This window comes from Shewanella sp. S23-S33 (assembly GCF_043359565.1).
GTDB lineage: Bacteria > Pseudomonadota > Gammaproteobacteria > Enterobacterales > Shewanellaceae > Shewanella > Shewanella oncorhynchi.
In genome coordinates this window covers 42,824-63,987 of record NZ_JBHFFD010000033.1, presented here as the reverse complement: position 1 = coordinate 63,987, position 21,164 = coordinate 42,824, and the positions used below count along the sequence as shown (strand labels likewise).

Here is a 21,164-nt window from a genome sequence, read left to right as displayed (position 1 = left end):
TTGACTTCCTTCCTTCAATTTGTTGATTGCAAATGCATTATTTTTGCGGCCCGCTTAGTTTAAGCGGGCTTTTTTTTTAGCATTTCAAACACAATCCTGATTATTGCAACGGCCAAGTTTTATACTTCATCTATATTACTCGTACTTATCCCACTCTCGCTTTCTGCAGTACTTGTTGAGGTGGATATGTCATCACTACAAATTAAAAAATCTCATTATTTTTACCCATACGCGCAAATTGAGCGAATCATTCGATTAAAGTGGCATACTGCCTGAACTCTCCTTCTTTTAAAAACGACAATGCCAAGTCATAAACTTGGCATTGAAAACACTTAAAACCTAGGTAAAAAAATCACTAAAAAGGTTTACTGATCCGTATAACAACGCGACGGTTACGCGCCCTTTCATCCATATCATCATTGGAAGCCACATGACGACGCTCACCATGCCCGAATGTGACAATACGATCTTGAGGAATACCACTGGCAACAAAGAACTCTTTTACCGACGCTGCTCGTGTATCCGACACTTTCTGGTTTACTGAACGGCCACCATAGCTGTCGGTATATGCATCCACCAGCACTAACTCTACCAAGGGATCATAGGCTAAATATTCTTGCACCCGAGACAGTTGTTGCTGGGAGAAACGAGTTAAATCGGTTCCGCCTTCATCGTAATTTAATACAGTAAAAGCGATATCTTCAAAGCTATAGGGCAATAAATGCGCTAGACAAGCTTTAAACTCAGTATATTTACGGCCAAAATTAGCTGAAGACAAACCCACAGCTATCTTATTCGACTCGTTATACCAATCAGCATAGTAAAACGTTGGTTCCATACCACGACTCAACTCTGCCAACATAGACCAAGCTGCACGCTTAGGCACTTCACCGTTAAAGTACTTTTGATAATGTAATGACGTGATCTCTTTCGATACCACACCAGGACGCCACTGTGGCGCGCGGCTAATTAATTTCGCCTGCGTCACTTGATCAGGTTTTACCCACATATCTAAGGTAAAAGTCATATTCTGCTGTTTACCCGCTTCACTGGTAAAAATTGCTTTACCGTAAGAAGGAATATCATGCTCAAGGCGACAGACGATGGGAGTATTTTCACTCACTCGCCACTGGGAATCACTTAAAGAGGCGACATAATGGCGCAACTCTGCCATTGCAGTTGCTGGAACGCATAAAATTGATACTAATATCAGTTTTCGCCACATAGCCTTTACTCATGTTTAATCGGTTACATGGCTTTATCGGCAAACTATTTAGTTCCTTTAGCTCATAAAACCACCAATCAAGCATGACACACCCCAACACATTTAGCATAATAGCGCCCTGTGAATTTTCTTGAGTACTTTATGAGTGACATTTGCGACGCGAACAAATTGAAATACCGATTTCGAGGCTACTTTCCCGTAGTCATTGATGTCGAAACTGCGGGCTTCAACTCTCAAACCGATGCGTTGCTAGAAATTGCCGTCACCCTACTAAAAATGGACAATGAAGGTGTGATAGGAATCGATAAAACCCTACACTTCCACATTGAGCCCTTTGAAGGCGCAAATTTAGAACCCGAAGCGTTAGCGTTCAACGGTATTGATCCCACTAATCCGTTACGGGGAGCGGTGAGCGAAAAAGAAGCCTTTTTAGAAATATTTAAAGCCGTGAAGAAAGCCCAAAAAGCCTCCGACTGCCATCGCAGTATCATAGTGGCGCACAATGCGGCATTCGATCATGGTTTTGTGAGTAAGGCGATAGAACGTTGCGACTTAAAACGCTCGCCGTTTCATCCTTTTGCCACCTTTGACACAGCAACGCTCGCCGGACTCGCCATTGGTCATACCGTACTTGCCAAGGCATGCATTATGGCGGGTATTCCCTTCGATAATAAAGAAGCCCATTCGGCGCTATATGATACCGAACGTACCGCGGAGCTTTTTTGTCATATAGTGAATCGTTGGAAATCATTAGGTGGCTGGCCATTACTGGCTGTGGATGCGCAGGATGCCGAAATCGGTACTGTGGAATAAATTTAACAGTTAACAATAGATCTTAAGCAATGAAAAAACAAAAAAGCTGCCATTGGCAGCTTTTTTCATTTAACAGGCGACTGTGATTAGAAAAGTACTAATTACAGTGAGCTTGCGTTTTCAGACAGGTAAGCAGCAACACCTTCAGTGCTTGCATTCATACCTTTATCGCCTTTTTCCCAGCCAGCAGGACAAACATCACCGTGCTCTTCATGGAATTGCAGTGCATCGATCATACGTAGCATTTCATCAACGTTACGGCCTAATGGCAGATCGTTAACGACTTGGTGACGAACCATGCCTTCTTTGTCGATCAAGAATGAACCACGGAAAGCCACACCCGCTTCTGGATGCTCAACATCGTATGCTTTACAGATTTCATGTTTAACGTCAGCCACTAGCGTGTATTTAACTTGGCCAATACCGCCTTTTTCAACTGGGGTGTTACGCCATGCATTGTGGGTAAACTGAGAATCGATAGACACACCAATCACTTCTACGCCACGCTTAGTGAACTCTTCCATACGGTGATCAAAAGCGATCAACTCTGATGGGCAAACGAAAGTGAAGTCAAGTGGATAGAAGAATACGACGGCTGGTTTGCCTTTGATGGCTGCAGTCAAGTTAAAGCTATCAACGATTTCGCCAGAACCTAATACAGCTGCAGCAGTAAAATCAGGAGCCTGACGGCCTACTAATACGCTCATTTTATATCTCCATCTATGAGTTGAACTAAGTGTAAGGCAAGATGCCTTCTAGCCAGTATGTTCTCAACCTAGGTCAAGTTAAATCCTTACTGATTAAAAGGTGTTCTTACCAATCAAATCCTTAGGCATTATAAGTCGTGTGCTGTGCCTTACAACCTATTTAAGACCAATATCACATTTTTCAAGGGTATTTCCATTTTACCTGACTAAGGATAGAGCAATCTGTGTATCCAGTGTGCGGAGCAATCCACATTCAGCTAACAGACAAAACCCAGCATGATCACATTTTCAGATATTTTTCAGATAAGCCCTCGGCAAACTGGACATCCACTGCCTTTGCAGTCGAAAATAGCTCCTTTGGCTTAAAGAATTAAGAAAATTGATAATGAATGCAGTCGTAATTGCAGTGAGCTTAATGTTAGCACTCAGTTTAGCTAGGGTGAATGTGGTTATTGCCCTGACCGTGAGCGCCCTCGTGGCGGGATTGGTAGGCGGAATGGATCTGCACCAAACTATAGATGCCTTTAATACAGGCTTAGGTGGCGGCGCACAAATTGCGCTCAGTTATGCATTATTAGGCGCCTTCGCTGTCGCACTATCGCATTCAGGCTTAACGACGCTGATTTCTAGAAGCATCATTAGTAGCCTTGGACAAGATCCTAATCCCACTAACACTAACTGGGTACGCTGGTTACTGCTGTTATCGCTACTCGTCATGTCGATGGCTTCACAGAATATTTTACCGATCCATATCGCCTTTATTCCGATTTTAGTCCCACCACTCTTACATGTGATGACCAAACTGAACATCGACCGCCGCCTTGTGGCTTGTGTTCTCACCTTCGGCCTAGTCACCACCTATATGATTTTACCAATTGGTTTTGGTGGCATTTTCTTAAATGATATTCTGCTTTCCAACTTAACCAGCAATGGCTTAGCCGCTGCTCGCGAGCAAATTCCGCCTGCCATGTTAATCCCTGCCGCGGGTATGGTCGTAGGGTTACTCACTGCAGTATTCATCAGTTACCGTAAACCTCGGACTTACGACGAGGCAAAAGTGTTGGTCGCTGAACCTGAAGAAAATCTCAACAAACGCAATATCATCATTGCTGCACTGGCGATATTAGCCACTCTCGTCGTACAACTCGAAACTGACTCTATGATTTTTGGTGCCTTAGTCGGCTTCATGATTTTCAGTTTTTCGGGTGCCTTGAAGCATGTCGCCGACCAAGATATCTTCAACCAAGGTGTGCGAATGATGGCCAATATCGGCTTTATCATGATTTCAGCAGCTGGCTTTGCCGCTGTAGTGAAAGAAACCGGTGAAGTAGGTACGCTTGTGGCCTCACTTAGCGACATCATTGGGGATAATAAAGCACTCGCGGCCTTCTTAATGCTACTGGTTGGTCTACTGATCACTATGGGAATTGGGTCGTCTTTCTCCACCATTCCAATTATCGCGACGATATATGTACCATTGGCATTAAGTTTTGGTTTTTCAGTAGCGGCCACAATCGCGTTAGTCGGCACTGCAGCCGCGCTGGGTGATGCGGGCTCGCCAGCATCAGATTCCACCTTAGGTCCCACTGCAGGTTTGAATGCCGATGGTCAACACGACCACATTCGTGACAGCGTGATCCCAACATTTATCCACTACAATATTCCACTATTAGTGTTTGGGTGGATTGCGGCCATGGTGTTGTAAGTGTTATCGCAGACGTTTATATTACCGTATTAGAAAGTAACAACAGCGCGGCATTCTCCGCGCTGTTTTTTATCTCGGGTATTCACTTTATTGCGGGCAGCTGGTTAACTCAGTGATTAACTCGATAACTCACGTAATAATGAATGTAATAATTAACATGATAATTAAGGTGTCGGGTCAAGCTTGCGACTTCCTTGCTTATTCTTTTTATCCTCATATAACGCTTTATCCGCCGCTTGTAGCACTGCCTCAAAGGAAGCATAATCTTGCGAATCAGCCACACCGCAGGAGACTGTCAGCACATTTAAAAACTGCCGCTCTGCGACCGCCTGACGTAAATGTTCAGCCAACAATAAGGCCCGTTCAAAAGTACAATTAGCCAAGATGACGACAAACTCATCACCGCCGGTTCTGATTAACAAATCATTTTCTCGAAATACACTGCGCATCGCATCAACAATTTGCATGATCGCCATATCCCCGAGTTTATGCCCATAGGTATCATTAATGGTTTTGATTTTGTCGCCATCCACGCAGATCACCGCGTAATGCCCCTTAGTTGCGACATCAAACACTGTGGTCTCATAGACTTTCTTATTATAGGTTCGAGTAAAAGCATCCAATAACATCGCTTCACTAAACCGTTGACGCTCAGTACGAAGTTTCCTAAAACGATTGATATTAATTTGAACGAAGAAGATCACGATAGATAACAAAAACCACAGGGGCAAATTCCACACAATGAAACGAAATATACTGATTTTATATGTCAGTGAAGTCATGTTATCTAAATGATTTGTCATCGAATAAAACAAGAACTCCGGCGTCAGTTCAGCCCAAAGGCTATCTGTCGTGATCACCAACTCAGTACCATAATCCGTTTTCTGCAATTCAACATGTTTATTACGCATAAAAACCGACGTCATTAAGGCCGTGTCGGCAATAACATCACCGATGAAATGATTAGGATCATTAGATGATGAAATCGGTGATGCCATCGATAAAATGACTTTCCCACTGACTTCATCTTGATAAGGAATGGATAATACGATTCCATCGGCTAAGGACTCTGGGGTCGCGTCTTTCGCGCAATAGTGCAGACTCTGACAAAACTCATTCGTTGAAGTACGGTCTTTAATCAGCCGCGCTTTTACGTCCTCAGGAATTGGGGTGGCAAAATACATGGCATCACTGCGATAAAGTCCCACATACAGGAATATATCTTCGGCATTGGTCTTTTTACTGGAATAGAGATAATCAAAGTAGCGTAAGACTTGTTCTTCTTCTGCGGAAAGCACTCCCCCTTGCGGCAGCATTAATCTGGAAGGGTCTAGTTGAAAAAGCGCTAAAGAGGATTTATTGAAATCAATAATATCGTGCAGAGATAAGCTTTTACCGAGCAGTTCAATATAACTCGGTGTAAGTTGCTCGTTTTTTACAAAAGACACAAAGGATTTATGCTCTCTATCGATTTTAATCGGTAATAGAATAAGTAGGAGTACGACAAACAAGAGGGTCGCAAATTCAAATGATCGACGCAATAATAACCAGTTGAGAGCCGAATTTCCCATAATTCCTCTTAATCCCTGTTCTACCGACAATGTACCTTGCACAAAACGTAAACTGCGATCAATAACATTGCAAAATAAGCCAATAAAAACAACTTCAATAGATAATTATTATTTAGCTTATTCTAAACTTTAGCAGCTTAAGATAAAGTTGTTATTTCTGTATTGAACAAAAACAAAAAGGGAGCCTAGGCTCCCTTACTGACCACATCCGCTCAATTGAGCATCAGCAACTCAGATTATTTAGCAACTTTGGCTATTTAGTACCAAAGATTTTATCGCCCGCATCACCCAGACCTGGCAGGATATAACCTTTCTCGTTTAAGCATCTATCGATAGCGGCAGTATATAATTCAATATCCGGATGCGCCGCTTCTAAGGCTTTAATGCCTTCAGGCGCAGCCACTAGCACTAAGGCCTTAATTGAAGTACAACCGCGCTTTTTCAATAAATCAACGGTCGCAATCATAGAACCACCAGTCGCGAGCATTGGGTCGACAACTAAGGCGATACGCTCGTTCATGTCGCTGGCCAGCTTCTCAAAATAAGGCACTGGCTCAAGGGTCTCTTCATCACGGTAAATACCGACAACTGAGATACGCGCACTTGGAATGTGCTCGAGTACGCCGTCCATCATGCCCAAACCCGCACGTAAAATTGGCACAACAGTGACTTTCTTACCTTTGATTTGATCGACTTCAACCGGACCATTCCAGCCTTCAATCGTCACCGTTTCAGTTTCGAAATCTGCGGTAGCTTCATAGGTTAATAAACTACCCACTTCGGCGGCTAGTTCACGGAAACGTTTAGTGCTAATGTCACCTTCGCGCATTAAACCGATTTTGTGACGCACTAAAGGATGTTTAACCTCGACAACTTTCATTTTTCTCTCCTGCTTATTTTTCGGCGTATTATTTTAGGCAAATTTTTCAGATTCTAGTTGATTTGTTTACTAGGTAAAACAGAAAGTTTTGCCATTCGGTCTAATCGTGAGCTATCTCGCAAGAATAATCCCCAATCGTCTAAGATACCTACTGTGATTTACTATTTTGTGACCAAACTCAAGACCTCTAAAAATAGAATATTTCGTATTCAGACCAAAAAAACTCCGCCGAGGGGCATAAATCCAAATCATGACTTTCGACCCCTAGCACAAGCTGGTAGAATACCGCCGCATAAAATCCAATAACGATGTACCCGAGAGGATCCCTCCGTGAGCACACCTACCCCACTGAGCTATAAAGATGCCGGCGTTGATATTGATGCAGGTAATGCACTGGTAAGTAACATTAAAGCAGCCGTTAAACGTACCCGTCGTCCAGAAGTTATGGGCAACTTAGGTGGTTTTGGCGCCCTGTGTGAAATCCCCACTAAATACAAACAACCGGTTTTAGTGTCTGGCACCGATGGTGTTGGGACTAAATTACGTTTAGCTATCGACTATAAAAAACATGACACTGTCGGCATAGACTTAGTCGCCATGTGTGTGAACGATCTGATCGTTCAAGGCGCTGAGCCACTGTTTTTCCTCGATTACTACGCAACAGGCAAGCTCGATGTAGAAACGGCAACATCCGTCGTCAACGGCATCGGCGAAGGTTGTTTCCAATCTGGTTGTGCGTTAATTGGCGGTGAAACCGCTGAAATGCCAGGCATGTATGAAGGTGAAGATTACGACCTAGCGGGTTTCTGCGTGGGTGTAGTTGAAAAAGCCGACATTATTGACGGTAGCAAAGTGGCAGCGGGTGATGCACTTATTGCATTAGCCTCAAGCGGCCCTCATTCAAATGGTTACTCTTTAGTACGTAAAGTATTAGAAGTGAGCCAAGCAGACCCTCAACAAGATCTCAACGGCAAACCGCTGATTGAACATCTACTTGAGCCAACCAAAATTTACGTAAAATCATTGCTCAAACTGATTGAAGCATCTGATGTCCATGCGATGGCGCACATTACTGGCGGCGGCTTCTGGGAAAACATCCCGCGCGTACTGCCAGATAATTTAAAAGCGGTTATCCAAGGCGATTCATGGCAATGGCCCGCTGTTTTCAGTTGGTTAATGGAAAATGGCAACATTGCAGAATACGAAATGTATCGCACCTTCAACTGTGGCGTCGGCATGTTAGTCGCGCTACCAGCCGATAAAGTAGATGCAGCACTTGCATTACTGGCTGCAGAAGGCGAACAAGCATGGCTTATCGGTGCTATCGCACATCGTGAAGGCAATGAAGAGCAAGTGGAGATCCTGTAATGCCCCAGAGCTGTCGTGTAGTTGTATTAATTTCCGGAAATGGCAGTAACCTGCAAGCGGTTATCGACGGTTGCGACGATAATCTGCAGGCCGAAGTTGTCGGAGTCATCAGTAATAAACCCGATGCCTATGGCCTAGTGCGCGCCCATCATGGCGAAATTGATACCAGCTGCGTGATAGCTCACCAAGGTGAATCTCGCTCTGAATACGATGCACGTTTAATGACAGTGATTGAAAAGTACCAGCCCGATTTAATCGTGTTGGCGGGATTTATGCGGATCTTAACCGATGATTTCGTGAATCATTACCTAGGTCGCATGATCAATATTCATCCTTCGCTGCTACCTAAATACACTGGCTTAAACACCCATCAACGTGCCATAGACGCGAACGACAGCGAACATGGTGCCAGCGTGCATTTTGTCACGCCTGAGCTGGATGCTGGCCCGGTGATATTACAGGCCAAAGTGCCTGTTTATGAAGAAGATACCGCTGATATGCTCGCCGCCCGCGTGCATGAGCAAGAACATGCTATTTATCCGCTCGTGGTGAAATGGTTTAGTCAGCAACGTCTTAACATGCAAAATGGCCAAGCCTATCTCGATGGCAACCTTATCGGCCCAAGCGGTTACGCGCCCGACTAGTTCCACTTGACAGTAAGTTGTACCAATCAAAAAAATAGAGACCTTCGGGTCTCTATTTTTTTAACTATTTTCAACAAAAGCATTGTTTTCTGAGGCAATGTGGCATTAGATAACTTAACGAAAAAGTGATTTTTGATCGGCATGACAAGAGACTATTAGATGAAAAATATTATCTGCGATATCGATGGTGTACTACTGCACGACAATAAACTAATCCCAGGCAGCGACAAATTTATCCAGCGCATTTTAGAGCAAGGCAATCCGTTAGTCGTCCTGACTAACTATCCCGTACAAACGGGTAAGGATCTGCAAAACCGTTTAAGTGCCGCCGGTATTGATATTCCTGAAGAATGCTTTTACACCTCCGCCATGGCCACCGCCGACTTTTTAAAACACCAAGAAGGCAGCAAGGCCTATGTCATTGGCGAAGGCGCCCTCACCCACGAACTCTACAAAGCAGGCTTTACCATTACCGATATTAACCCTGATTTTGTGATTGTCGGTGAAACCCGCTCCTACAACTGGGAGATGATCCATAAAGCGGCAGGCTTCATCGCACGCGGCGCGCGCTTTATTGCCACTAACCCCGATACCCACGGTCCAGCCTACAGCCCTGCTTGTGGCGCACTCTGCTCACCCATCGAACGTATTACCGGTAAGAAACCTTTCTACGTGGGCAAACCGAGCGCTTGGATTATTCGCTCTGCACTTAATCATATCGATGGGCACTCGGAAGACACTGTCATCATAGGCGACAATATGCGTACCGATATTTTGGCGGGCTTCCAAGCAGGGCTTGAAACCATTCTGGTCACTAGCGGCGTGAGTAAGCTTGAAGATATCGACAAAGAACCCTTCCGCCCGAACCATGTGTTTGCCTGCGCCGGCGATATCGACGTTGTTTAAACAATGGTTTAAACAGATGTCTAATCCTACGTCTAGCAATTCATCTTTGCCAGTCGCTTAAACATTACCTATGCAACACGCCTAGCCCAAAGGCGTATTGCATAGGGTAAAGCAACATTAAGTAACATATTCACCTTCTTCTCAACCTTGTGGCTCACCGCGGCTTGCTTCATGATAAGTCTCGCTTCTGAATGATTAACATAAATCTAAAATACCTTAATTAAAACAACAGTAGGATTAACCTATGCGACGTCTGTATCCACTCTGTGCGTTGGCCATGCTCAGTGCCTGTAGTCCAAATGTATCAGAGCCTGATGGCAACAGCACTTTGGCTGAACTCAAACCAGTGCAGTTTAATGAAGTGCGCTTTAGAAATGATATTAAAGCTCTGTCATCCGATGAATTTGAAGGTCGTGCGCCCACCACTCACGGTGAAAAACTCACCTTGGATTATTTGACCAAAGCCTTTACAGAGATGGGACTCAAGGGCGCGTACCAAGGCAGCTTTTTACAACCTGTGCCTATGGTGAGCTATACCGCAGATGAAGCGCAGCAAGTCACGCTGGCAGGATTACCCTTTAAATACCGAAAAGATCTAGTGCTCAGCAGTCGCCACGATAACGGTGGTATTAGTATTGAGAACGCGCCATTAGTCTTCGTCGGCTATGGGGTGAATGCCCCTGAATATGGTTGGAATGATTACCAAGATCTCGACATGAAAGGCAAAATCGCGGTGATCTTAGTGAACGATCCCGGCTTTGCTCGCCCTGACTCGGGGAAATTCAACGGTAAAGCCATGACCTATTACGGCCGTTGGAGCTACAAATTTGAAGAGGCCAGTCGTCAAGGCGCACTCGGCGCACTGATTATCCATGATACCGAGCCCGCCTCTTACCCTTGGTCCGTGATAGAAAATAGTTGGACTGGACCACAGCAAGATCTGGTCCTCAGTAAAGCAGAACAAGATAGCCGTATCCAAGTCGAAGGCTGGCTTACACTGGACGCGGCTACGCAACTGTTCGATAAAGCCGGTTTATCACTGCCTAATTTAATGGCACGCGCCGCCGACAGCTCAATCAATTTACCCCTTGAGCAAACGGCCAACATCGCCTTTAAAAATAAAGCCGAATACGCGAATAGCTACAATGTGGTCGCCACACTCCCCGGCAGCACACAAGCCGACGAGCAAATCCTCTACACCGCCCATTGGGATCACATAGGTAAAGACGAGACAAAAGCAGGCGATCAAATTTATAACGGCGCCATGGATAATGCCTCAGGCACTGCCGGCATTCTCGAAATCGCCAGACAATTAGCCGACAATGCCAAACAAGGCCATGGTTTAGCGCGCTCGGTCACCTTTATTGCCACCACAGGTGAAGAACAGGGCTTACTCGGTTCACGCTATTACGCCGCTAATCCACTTTATCCTATCGACAAAACCGTGGCAGTGTTAAACCTCGACAGCACTAATATCTATGGCAAAACCAAAGACTTTACCATCGTCGGCAAAGGTAAATCTGAGTTAGAAACTTATCTTATCGATGCGGCTAAACAACAAAACCGCATCGCCATGGGTGAGAAAAATCCCGCTTCGGGCGGTTTCTTCCGTTCAGATCATTTCAGCTTTGCCAAACTTGGCGTGCCAGCGGTATTTGCCGGCGGCGGTAGCAACCCCGTTGATGAAGCCACGGCTGCTTATAAGACTCAGATGCAAGCCACAATGAAAGGCTGTTATCACAATGTCTGCGATGAATATCGTGAAGATTGGGATTTAAGCGGCGCGCTGCAAGACTTACAAATCTATTACCAAGTCACACGCACATTGGGCAACAGTGAAGATTGGCCGGGATATTATCAAGGCACAGAATTCAATAGCCTGCGCCCAGCCAAAACAACGCTGGTAACGGACGCAAAATAACAGGCTAAGTCAGTGGCTTCTTGCGAGAGGCAGCTGGGTTAGCCGTCTCTTATTGACGTCTGGCTAGTCGCATCTGCGAAATAAAGCGCCAGCTGAATAGAGCGCCTCCTACGCCAGCCAAAGCGCCAAACAAGACCTACAAGCACGTGAACCATTCGCGTGCTTTTTTTGTTTTCAGTTCACAAAAAATGCCGTTATCGCTAAATACCCACCACGTCATTATGAATAGTCTTATGCCATTGGTTGATGTCAAACTCGGCGCATTAATTGATTAAAAATAAAACACTTAAACGTGACAACTCATTGTTTAAGGGCTTTTTCGCAGTTTTTCTATCATCGACATATTTTCAAAACACATTGTGGATTCCCCAAAACTCCCCGCGCCAAATCAAACGACAAAAACAAATCATCAAAAATAACGCAAATTAAATGAATTATTCCCAAATAAAACCATGAAACATAAACACCTAAATCAACAAAAACACCAATAAACAGATAAAGCGTCAAAAATAGTGTTTGGCAAATGCCTAAATTGCTGGCACATTAAACCTCAATTGAGACATCCTCAAATGACAGACAGTGTAGGAGTTGTACTATGTGTTCAATCTTTTCGATTTTAGATATCCAATCTGATGCCAAAGAACTGCGCCAAGTCGCGCTAGAAATGTCTAAGCTCATGCGCCACCGTGGCCCTGACTGGTCAGGTATTTATGCCAGTGATAAGGCAATTCTTGCCCACGAACGTTTAGCGATTGTTGACATTGAACACGGTGCTCAGCCGCTGCTGACTGAAGATGGCAGTTTGATCCTCGCGGTCAACGGCGAAATCTATAACCACAAAGAATTGAAAGCCCAATTAGGCGATAAGTACAGCTATCAAACCAACTCTGACTGTGAAGTCATTCTGGCGCTGTATCAAGAATATGGCACTGAATTTCTTGATAAATTAAACGGTATCTTCGCCTTTGTGTTATATGACAAAGCCCAAGACAGATACCTTATCGGCCGCGATCACATGGGTATCATCCCGCTATATACAGGCCGTGACGCTGCGGGTAACTTCTATGTTGCCTCAGAAATGAAAGCCTTGATGCCAGTGTGTAAAACGGTAGAAGAATTCTTACCGGGCCAATATTTGTACTCAAGCGATGCCGCCGCAGTGAAATACTACACCCGCGATTGGCAAAACTATGATGCGGTTAAAGATAACCCAGCCAGCCAAGAAGAATTGCGTGACGCATTAGAAGCGGCGGTCAAACGTCAATTAATGTCAGACGTGCCCTATGGTGTGTTGCTGTCGGGCGGTTTAGATTCATCGATCATTTCCGCCGTGACGCAAACCTTTGCTAAACGCCGCATTGAAGACGATGGCGAAACCAACGCTTGGTGGCCACAGTTGCATTCCTTTGCCGTCGGCCTTGAAGGTGCGCCAGATTTAATCGCCGCCAAAAAGGTCGCCGAAGCGATTGGTACGATTCACCATGAGATCCATTTCACCTTCCAAGAAGGCTTAGATGCGATTAAAGAAGTGATCTATCACTTAGAAACCTACGATGTCACCACCATACGTGCTGCCACGCCAATGTATTTAATGGCGCGTAAAATCAAAGCGATGGGCATTAAAATGGTGTTGTCGGGTGAAGGTGCTGACGAACTATTTGGCGGCTATTTATACTTCCATAAAGCGCCAAACGCACAGGCATTCCACGAGGAGTTAGTCCGCAAACTCGATAAGCTGCATCTGTTCGATTGTCTGCGAGCCAACAAAGCCATGGCCGCTTGGGGATTAGAAGCCCGTGTGCCTTTCCTCGATAAAGAGTTTATGGATGTGGCGATGCGCATCAACCCTGAAGCGAAAATGTCTAAGGATGGCCGTATTGAGAAACACATTCTGCGTAAAGCCTTTGAGCATAAATTGCCAAAAGAAGTGGCGTGGCGTCAAAAGGAACAATTCAGTGACGGTGTGGGCTACTCTTGGATTGACGGTTTGAAAGAACAAGCGGCAGCGCGTGTGGATGATTTACAATTGGCGAACGCGAAATTCCGTTTCCCATACAACACGCCAGAAACCAAAGAAGCCTATTTCTATCGCTGCTTCTTTGAGGAACATTATCCACTGAGCGGCGCTGCAGAAACGGTTCCAGGCGGTAAATCCGTCGCCTGTTCAACGCCAGAAGCATTAGCTTGGGACGAAAGCTTACGCGGCATTATCGACCCATCAGGCCGAGCAGTACGCTCTGTACACACCTCAAGTTATTAATAGCCTAACGTTGAAGGACTAAGTTCATAAATTAGGTTAATGAGCTAGATTGATGAACTGGTTAATACAGCCAACCACAAGCGCCACCCTAGGGTGGCGATTGTATTTTGATGCTTTTTACTTTTATTGCTTACTCACGTACAAAATGGTGACTTAGCTAAAATACCAAACTAGGCTGACAGCGCACTGAATGGCTTGATTTGAGAATGAGCTTGAATGTGAGTTTGAGCGTTGGTTTGCACTTGAGTTTGAAAATAAGCATTACTCTGCGTCAACGCCATCTGATCTAGGCTTAAAAACTGCTTTCCAGCACTCAACCCCGCATGATAATCATGGCGTAAATCCGCATCGGTACTGCCCAGCAATTTACTTTGCAAATTTTCAGCAGCAAAAATCTGCACTATCTCCACATCCTCTGGCGGATTAGCGATAAAGTCCAATTCATCCTGATAGGCTTGTTCGTGCTGCACTAAGTAATCTATGGTTTTCGGGCAAAAGCCAGAAACACAAATCCAAGATTTTAATTTGTGAACCCAAGCCGATTGCGCCTGAAAATCCTCGCTCACAGTACGGATCACCACAATTTTGCGGGCACCACGACGATAGGCCTCACGCACAGGTAAAGGCGCAGCTAAGCCGCCATCGAGATAAAAATCACTATCAATACCTTCGCTTAATGCTGTGCCGTAACCAGAGGCGCTATGATTAGCCGCGCCGTTATTAGAAGCCTTGTCGCTATTACAGGCGTTGTCACTATTACAGGCGTTGTCATTTAGCCAAGGCGTGAGTTTCACCCCTTGTTTATATAAAAATGGTAATGCGCTAGAAGCTTTTAGCAATTCGCGCCACTGGCTTTTACTGCTTGGACTAAAAAAGTAACCTTTGCGATCACTGGCATTCGTAGTTGTGATCAGTAACTGCCGATGACCGAGTGAAGCTGTCGCCGCGTTAAGATCTAATTTAAACATCCCTTGTCGCGTCTGCTCAAAATACCAATCTAAATCGACTACATTGCCGCCGACTAACCCGCGACCGAGTCGATAGAAGCGTTTATGGCGCGATAAACCGCGGATTAAGCGTTTGGCATAACCCTTTTGGCGGGCCAAAAAACTGCTGAGATTCTGTGAACCTGCTGAGGTACCGATAAACAAATCAAAGGGATCGAATCCGCCATCAAGCCAAGCATCGAGCACGCCTGCGGTGAATATACCGCGCTGACCACCACCTTCTGCAATCAGGGCCACCTGTGGGCTAGCGTTAGATTGAGGGTCTTTGGAGGCTAAGTGGCTGACGGCGTGCATAGGAAAACCTTATCGAATAATTCATATAAGGCGAGTCTAAACAAGCTGAATCAGAAAGGATAACGGATAGAAACTATCATCTTAATAGGTAAACACTATTAAGATGATAAGTCACACAAGGTTAATCCATGCTAAATGCACGAATACAGACAGAGAGCTACGGCGGTTATTCGCGCAAGATTAACCCATTCGCTCCAGCTTGCTCATCATCCTTAACGAACAAGCTATTTTTACATCAATGCATTAAAACTTATGACTCAGTTCAAGCGTGATATTACGCGGCTCACCGGGGAAATGGCCATTACGCTCACTAAAACCACTGACGGCATATTCTTTATCGAAGATATTTTTAAGATTTAAGCGAACTTGAGTTTGATCCCACTGGGTCGTCCAGCTCATGTCAAAAATCGTATGGGGCTTCACCGTTTGGCCATCGAGGCTGAACTGCTCGCCCACATAGTCCATGCCAAAAGCAATCGCCGAATCGAGTGCATTGATATCGTAACGGGTCCATATCCCTGCTTGATGACGCGGCGCATTGGCAAAGTGCTTACTATCAAACGTATTGGTTAAACTGTCGTTCGTTACCCCTTTAACCACTTCGGTCTCGTTATAGGCATAGTTTGCCGTGACGGTCAGGTTATCGGTTAAATCTCCCACCAGCGTCCATTCAATGCCTTGACTGTGTACTTCACCCAAATTAAGTAAAGCGGGAATACCATCGTCATCACCAGTATCTAAAGGGTTAGCTTGGGCGACATTTTGTTTTTCAATGCGATACACAGCAAGCGTGGTCATAAACTGGCCATCAAGCCATTCATTTTTCATCCCAAGTTCAATTTGATTGCCCGTTTCTGGATCGAGGAAACCGTCACCAATATCTTCTGCTTGATTGGTTAAAGATGCTGGATTGAAGCTCTCTGAGTAATTCAAATAAAAGGACATTGAATCGATTGGACGATAATTAAGCCCTGCTCTTGGCGTTATCGCGTTATCGCTGAAGGAGAACCCGGTATTTTTATCATAATCATCAAACTGGCTAAAATGCAGACCAGCAATCAATGACCACTGCTCATTAAAGTGCAGATGTTCCTGTACATAAATGCCGTAACGGTTAGCGCGGGTACCATCGGTATTTTTATCCTTCAAGTTGTAACTATTAGGATCGGTTTCACCATAGTTAAGGTCAAAAATATTCAGGTTACCAACACCATCTTTATCAGTCGCCAATTTGTACTGATATTCGGTTTCGACATAGTGATAGTCGCCGCCGAACAGGAATTCATGTTCAAAACCTAAAGCATCGAATGCATAGACAAAATCATTGATTAAACTAATTTCATCATTAGCCCGTGCTTGAACTCGGTATTCACGCTTAATGGTGCCATCACCCATAATGGGCTTTTTATTGGCATCTAAGGTCGCCCAACCTCTCGATTCATGATATTGCTGCGTCGAATCATTATTCAGATAACGGATCTGTGTCTTGACCGAGAAATTATCGGTAAATTGATGATCGAGAATCGATTGCAGCACCAGTGCATCCATCTTCTGGAAGTCACTCTTCTCATTGGCATTATAGGATGGCGCAACAAGGAAGTTACCGTCATTATCGACAGGAACGCCGCGCAGTCGATTGCCACCTAAATCCTGCTTAATAATATCGAAAGTGGTAGTGAGCTTGGTATCATCACTGATTTCGTAGAGTAACCCACCCGCCACTTCGGCATTTTGACTATCGGCATTATTTCGAAAGCTATCTTCCTGCTGATAATAGGCGCCAAAGCGATAGGCGAGATTGTTGGTTAAGCCACCGGTGAAATCCAGCGAGCCGCCCATCATATCCTCGCTGCCCGTACTTAAGGTCAGCTCTTTACTCTCGACAAAGGTTGGTTTTTTAGTGACATAGTTGATCATGCCGCCGGGTTCACCGCCGCCATAAAGTGCGGATGCAGGACCTTTTAACACTTCAACCCGCTGCACATTAAAGAGTTGCGGCACAGAAAATCCCGAATAGGGATCGCCCCTTACCCCATCATAAAAAACGTTGGCATCGTCGCGGAAACCGCGAAAGGTCACGCCCGAATAACTAAACTCACTCACGCCCGCGATAGAGCGGTATAAATCGGTAATATTGCGCGCCGCTTGGTCGACGATTAACTGCTCGGTCAGCACTTGCACCGACTGCGGCAATTCCATCACATTAATCGCCGTCTTAGTGCCAACTGTCGTTTCTTTATCGACGTACATTTGCATTGCACGGCCATGGACAGCAATACGCTCAGGTGCTGCGAGTGTTATCTCCCCATCGGCTGCGGATTGAGTCGATGCAGAACTGGGGACTGGTGAGCTCGTAGACAAGGTCTGCTGTGGAGCCTCTTTATCGAGTACGGTTTCAGCGGCAAATGCCGACTGATGTTGAGCGAGTGCAAGTGCGATTAATGAGTAGGCGAAACGAGTCTTCACAGAATGTCCCCAGCGCGAGCGCATAAAAATGGCATAAACCAAAGGGTTTACAAATGTATTCAAACGAATTGGCCGTCATTATAAAGAATGATTTACGAATGACAATAATTATCATTTGAATTTACGCAATTGTGAGACGCGTTTAATAAATCATCGACATCAACCCACATAATCCTTGTTATGTTTGGTTATGAATCAAACAAAGGAACGTCAATAACACAAACCTTCGATGGAAGTTTTAATGTGGAATGAGACAGAGACGCACAGCATCCAGCTGAGTACTTGCGTGCAGCTTAATAAAAACAATAAGTTAAAGATTTAAACGATATAAAAATAAAAACCAGCGACAAGACGCTGGTTTTGACTGTTGTTGAGCTGTGCTTAAGCAAAGGCTTAACTCAGCCTATAAGGTGAATGCTTAAAAGATAGCTTCATCCAATTGCGTGAGCATTTCACTCGCCTGCTCGATTTGCTTACGCAGACTGCGACCTTGCACCGCCCAGTAAGCCATGTAGAAATCGGCAGTTTTCAATTTAGCTTGGTAAAACGCAGTTTCTTCGGTGCCCTGCTCCAGCGCCGCTAATGCCACTGCGGCACTTCTGGCCCACATCCACGCCAGCGCAGTCACCCCAAATAACTCCAGATAAGCCATAGAGGCTGCGCCGATAATGTCAGGATTGGTCGCTGCCTGCGAAGCTAAATAACCGCTAGCCTTTTGCAAATCACCCGCACAATCCATTAAACCACTCACGTAAGGTTGCATCGCCGCATTCGTGCTATGTGACTTAATAAACTCAGTCACTAACGCCGACCATTGCTGCATCGCCGCACCGCGGTCGCTAAGCAGCTTACGCCCCACTAAATCCAATGCCTGAATACCGTTAGTGCCTTCATAAATCAGTGCAATACGGCTATCACGCACAAATTGCTCCATACCCCACTCATGAATATAACCATGTCCACCAAACACTTGCTGTGCATCGACACAGGCATTAAAACCACGGTTAGTGATAAAACCTTTCACCACTGGCGTGAACAGTGCCGCTAATTGGGAGGCAACTTTGGCTTTTGCGGGATCGCTATGACGCTCAGCTTCATCGAGCCACAAAGCTTGTTGTCCAACTAAGGCTCTTGCGCCTTCATTGAAGGCTTTTTGCGAGAGCAACATGCGGCGCACATCGCCGTGAACCAAAATCGGATCGGCGGCTTTTTCTGGGGCTTTGGCGCCACTTAAGGCGCGGCTCTGTAATCTGTCTTTGGCATAGGCTAGCGCATTTTGATAGGCAATCTCAGAGACACCCAGACCTTGCACGCCAACGCCTAAACGCGCTTGGTTCATCATAGTAAACATGGCGCGCAGTCCTTGGTGCGGCTCGCCGACAAGCTCACCCAGCGCAGCTTCAAATACCATCACACAAGTTGAGTTACCGTGAATGCCCATCTTATGTTCAAGGCCACTGGCATATAAAGTGTTCGGTGCGCCTAAACTACCATCGTTATTCACTAATACTTTAGGCACGGCGAACAAAGATATGCCCTTCACGCCTTCAGGTGCATCCGACAAACGAGCTAATACGAGGTGCACTATGTTGTCGGTGAGTTGATGATCACCTGAGGAGATAAAAATTTTCTCGCCAGTAATGGCAAAAACGCCTTCGGATACTGGCACGGCTTTCGTGCGTAATAAGGCTAAATCAGTACCCGCGTGGGACTCGGTCAAATTCATGGTCCCAGTCCATTCACCGCTAACCAGTTTACTCAAATATTTTTGCTTGAGCGCATCACTGCCGTGGGCATGGATGGCGGCATAGGCGCCATGGGTCAAACCGGGATACATGGCAAAGGCCATGTTAGTTGCCGTTTGTATCTCAGTGGCAAAAATCCCCACCACTTCGGGTAAGCCTTGGCCGCCATATTCAGGATCGCAGGTCAGCGTCGGCCAGCCATTATCAACAAACTGCCGATAGGCATTATCAAATCCTTCCGGTGTAATCACCTTACCATCGACCAACTTACAGCCTTGCAGATCGCCGACACTATTGAGCGGTAACATAACTTCAGTACTAAAGTCGGCCATACCTTGCAGGATCGCATCGACAAGATCTGGATCGATTTCATCGAACCCCTTGAGAGCATCTTGCTGATAAATATGTAACATTTCATTGAGGATAAATTGATAGTCGCGCAGCGGCGCTTGATAAACTGGCATAATCGCTTCCCTTTTCTTGTTAGACTGCAACTCAACTAAGTGATCTGACCACTTTGGTGCTCTGACCACTTTAGCTAAATCTGCCGAAAAAGAAAGCACCTCAGTATCTGCCACAGACTTTTGTTTACACAAACGAACAGCGAAACCGTAAATTGATCGCAACAAAGCCTTATGTTATCGCGGAAAACTTTGTAAGCTAACTGCCTGTTTTTCTGATATGTCAGCAGAGTTAAGGATATTGTTACTATGGGTTCTGTCACTACTAAAAAGCACGCCAACGGGCTCGATTATGTCGAAGTGAATACGGCGTTATGTCAGGCAAGAATTTTTTTGCAGGGCGCGCAAATAGACTATTTTCAACCCGTAGGCAAACCACCTTTGCTGTGGGTTTCATCGGCTGACGATTATCAACCCGGTAATGGGATCCGTGGCGGAGTACCCGTATGCTGGCCTTGGTTTGGCATGAGTAGTGAAGCGAACTTTCCCCAACACGGTTTCGCCCGTACCCGCATTTGGGCGCTGGAATCGGTAGAAATGCGTAATCAGTTAGTGGATTTACGTTTTAGCTTAAAAATCAGTGAGCAAGATAAAATCTATTGGCCGCATAACACTGAGGTCTGCGTGTTATTTACCCTAGGCGACACTCTAAGCATTAGCCTTGTGAATACCAACTTAGGCGATGAAACCGTCACGCTTACCCAAGCGCTGCACAGCTATTTCCCGATTGAGGATATCCACCAACTCAAAGCCAGCGGTTTTAGTGGGTCAAAATACATCGAATTTGCACAAGGACCTTACCCGCAAACCACGGATGAAGTGCTGTTTAATCGCGAGACAGATCGTGTCTATACCGATCTCGGCCCAGTGCAGTTATTGCATACACCGCAGGGGACAATCGAAGTCAGCCGTGAAAACAGCCAATCAGCGGTATTATGGAATCCATGGATTGAAAAGTCACAACGCCTTGGCCGATTTAATCCAGAGGATTATCTGACCATGGTCTGCCTAGAAGCGGCCAATGTATTAGAAGATAAAGTCGTGCTTGCTCCAGGTGAAACCCACAGTTTAGTGACCCATATTCGTTGGAAAGACTAACGATTTAATATCCAAGTTATTAATATCCTAGTCAAAAACGATACAAACAAAAATGCCCAGTTCGATACCAATGCGGACTGGGCATTTTTATAA

At 45.4% G+C, this 21,164-nt stretch carries 15 protein-coding genes; 8 read left to right on the top strand and 7 right to left on the bottom strand.

The features are described 5' to 3' along the window. Positions 1-355 precede the first annotated feature (355 nt). Complete coding sequence (gene motY / locus ACHA99_RS09605; protein WP_028760352.1) at positions 356-1,225, bottom strand: flagellar protein MotY; 870 nt, start codon at positions 1,223-1,225, stop codon at positions 356-358. 141 nt (positions 1,226-1,366) lie between these two features. On the opposite strand from motY, the gene rnt reads away from it, so the two are divergent. After that, the gene (rnt, locus tag ACHA99_RS09600) at positions 1,367-2,038 is read left to right on the top strand and encodes a ribonuclease T (RefSeq protein WP_393942413.1); all 672 of its coding nucleotides are present in this window, start codon (positions 1,367-1,369) and stop codon (positions 2,036-2,038) included. A gap of 101 nt (positions 2,039-2,139) precedes the next feature. Here rnt and ACHA99_RS09595 read toward each other — a convergent pair whose 3' ends face one another. Continuing rightward, on the bottom strand, positions 2,140-2,745 hold the full coding sequence (locus ACHA99_RS09595; protein WP_006081247.1) for a peroxiredoxin C: 606 nt from the start codon (positions 2,743-2,745) through the stop codon (positions 2,140-2,142). A 385-nt stretch (positions 2,746-3,130) separates the two neighbouring features. Here ACHA99_RS09595 and ACHA99_RS09590 point away from each other — a divergent pair, with 385 nt between their 5' ends. Next, positions 3,131-4,450 (top strand): Na+/H+ antiporter family protein, encoded by a 1,320-nt coding sequence (locus tag ACHA99_RS09590; RefSeq protein ID WP_286993743.1) that lies wholly within the window; start codon positions 3,131-3,133, stop codon positions 4,448-4,450. A gap of 164 nt (positions 4,451-4,614) precedes the next feature. Here ACHA99_RS09590 and ACHA99_RS09585 read toward each other — a convergent pair whose 3' ends face one another. Both ACHA99_RS09585 and upp read right to left on the bottom strand, forming a co-directional pair. After that, the gene (locus tag ACHA99_RS09585; RefSeq protein ID WP_393942410.1) at positions 4,615-6,021 is read right to left on the bottom strand and encodes a GGDEF domain-containing protein; all 1,407 of its coding nucleotides are present in this window, start codon (positions 6,019-6,021) and stop codon (positions 4,615-4,617) included. A gap of 253 nt (positions 6,022-6,274) precedes the next feature. Next, entirely contained in the window at positions 6,275-6,901 is a 627-nt protein-coding gene (gene upp / locus ACHA99_RS09580) for a uracil phosphoribosyltransferase (protein WP_011789711.1), read from the bottom strand. Positions 6,902-7,231: 330 nt separating this feature from the next. Between upp and purM the strand changes: the two genes are divergently transcribed. From purM to asnB, 5 genes are all read left to right on the top strand, one after another. Then, the gene (purM, locus tag ACHA99_RS09575; protein WP_113938786.1) at positions 7,232-8,269 is read left to right on the top strand and encodes a phosphoribosylformylglycinamidine cyclo-ligase; all 1,038 of its coding nucleotides are present in this window, start codon (positions 7,232-7,234) and stop codon (positions 8,267-8,269) included. Then, positions 8,269-8,913, top strand: coding sequence for a phosphoribosylglycinamide formyltransferase (gene purN, locus ACHA99_RS09570; RefSeq protein ID WP_113938787.1), 645 nt, complete (start codon positions 8,269-8,271; stop codon positions 8,911-8,913). Before purM ends, purN begins: the two co-directional genes overlap by 1 nt. 159 nt (positions 8,914-9,072) lie before the next feature. Beyond that, entirely contained in the window at positions 9,073-9,819 is a 747-nt protein-coding gene (locus ACHA99_RS09565) for an HAD-IIA family hydrolase (protein WP_300480910.1), read from the top strand. 244 nt (positions 9,820-10,063) lie between these two features. Further along, positions 10,064-11,740 carry a M28 family metallopeptidase gene (locus ACHA99_RS09560; protein WP_393942407.1) on the top strand — a complete coding sequence of 559 codons (1,677 nt, stop codon included), beginning with the start codon at positions 10,064-10,066 and terminating at the stop codon, positions 11,738-11,740. A gap of 595 nt (positions 11,741-12,335) precedes the next feature. Next, on the top strand, positions 12,336-14,000 hold the full coding sequence (gene asnB, locus ACHA99_RS09555) for an asparagine synthase B (RefSeq protein ID WP_393942405.1): 1,665 nt from the start codon (positions 12,336-12,338) through the stop codon (positions 13,998-14,000). A 170-nt stretch (positions 14,001-14,170) separates the two neighbouring features. Here the strand turns inward: asnB and ACHA99_RS09550 are convergent, their stop codons facing one another. The 3 genes from ACHA99_RS09550 to ACHA99_RS09540 all read right to left on the bottom strand — a co-directional run bounded on the left by ACHA99_RS09550 (position 14,171) and on the right by ACHA99_RS09540 (position 19,976). Further along, positions 14,171-15,301: a patatin family protein gene (locus ACHA99_RS09550; RefSeq protein WP_393942403.1), complete on the bottom strand. Its 1,131-nt coding sequence runs from the start codon at positions 15,299-15,301 to the stop codon at positions 14,171-14,173. A 243-nt stretch (positions 15,302-15,544) separates the two neighbouring features. After that, on the bottom strand, positions 15,545-17,791 hold the full coding sequence (locus ACHA99_RS09545; protein ID WP_393942424.1) for a TonB-dependent siderophore receptor: 2,247 nt from the start codon (positions 17,789-17,791) through the stop codon (positions 15,545-15,547). 394 nt (positions 17,792-18,185) lie between these two features. Continuing rightward, positions 18,186-19,976, bottom strand: coding sequence for an acyl-CoA dehydrogenase C-terminal domain-containing protein (locus ACHA99_RS09540; protein ID WP_393942422.1), 1,791 nt, complete (start codon positions 19,974-19,976; stop codon positions 18,186-18,188). A gap of 246 nt (positions 19,977-20,222) precedes the next feature. On the opposite strand from ACHA99_RS09540, the gene ACHA99_RS09535 reads away from it, so the two are divergent. Further along, entirely contained in the window at positions 20,223-21,071 is an 849-nt protein-coding gene (locus tag ACHA99_RS09535) for a D-hexose-6-phosphate mutarotase (RefSeq protein ID WP_263181074.1), read from the top strand. Positions 21,072-21,164: the final 93 nt, after the last annotated feature.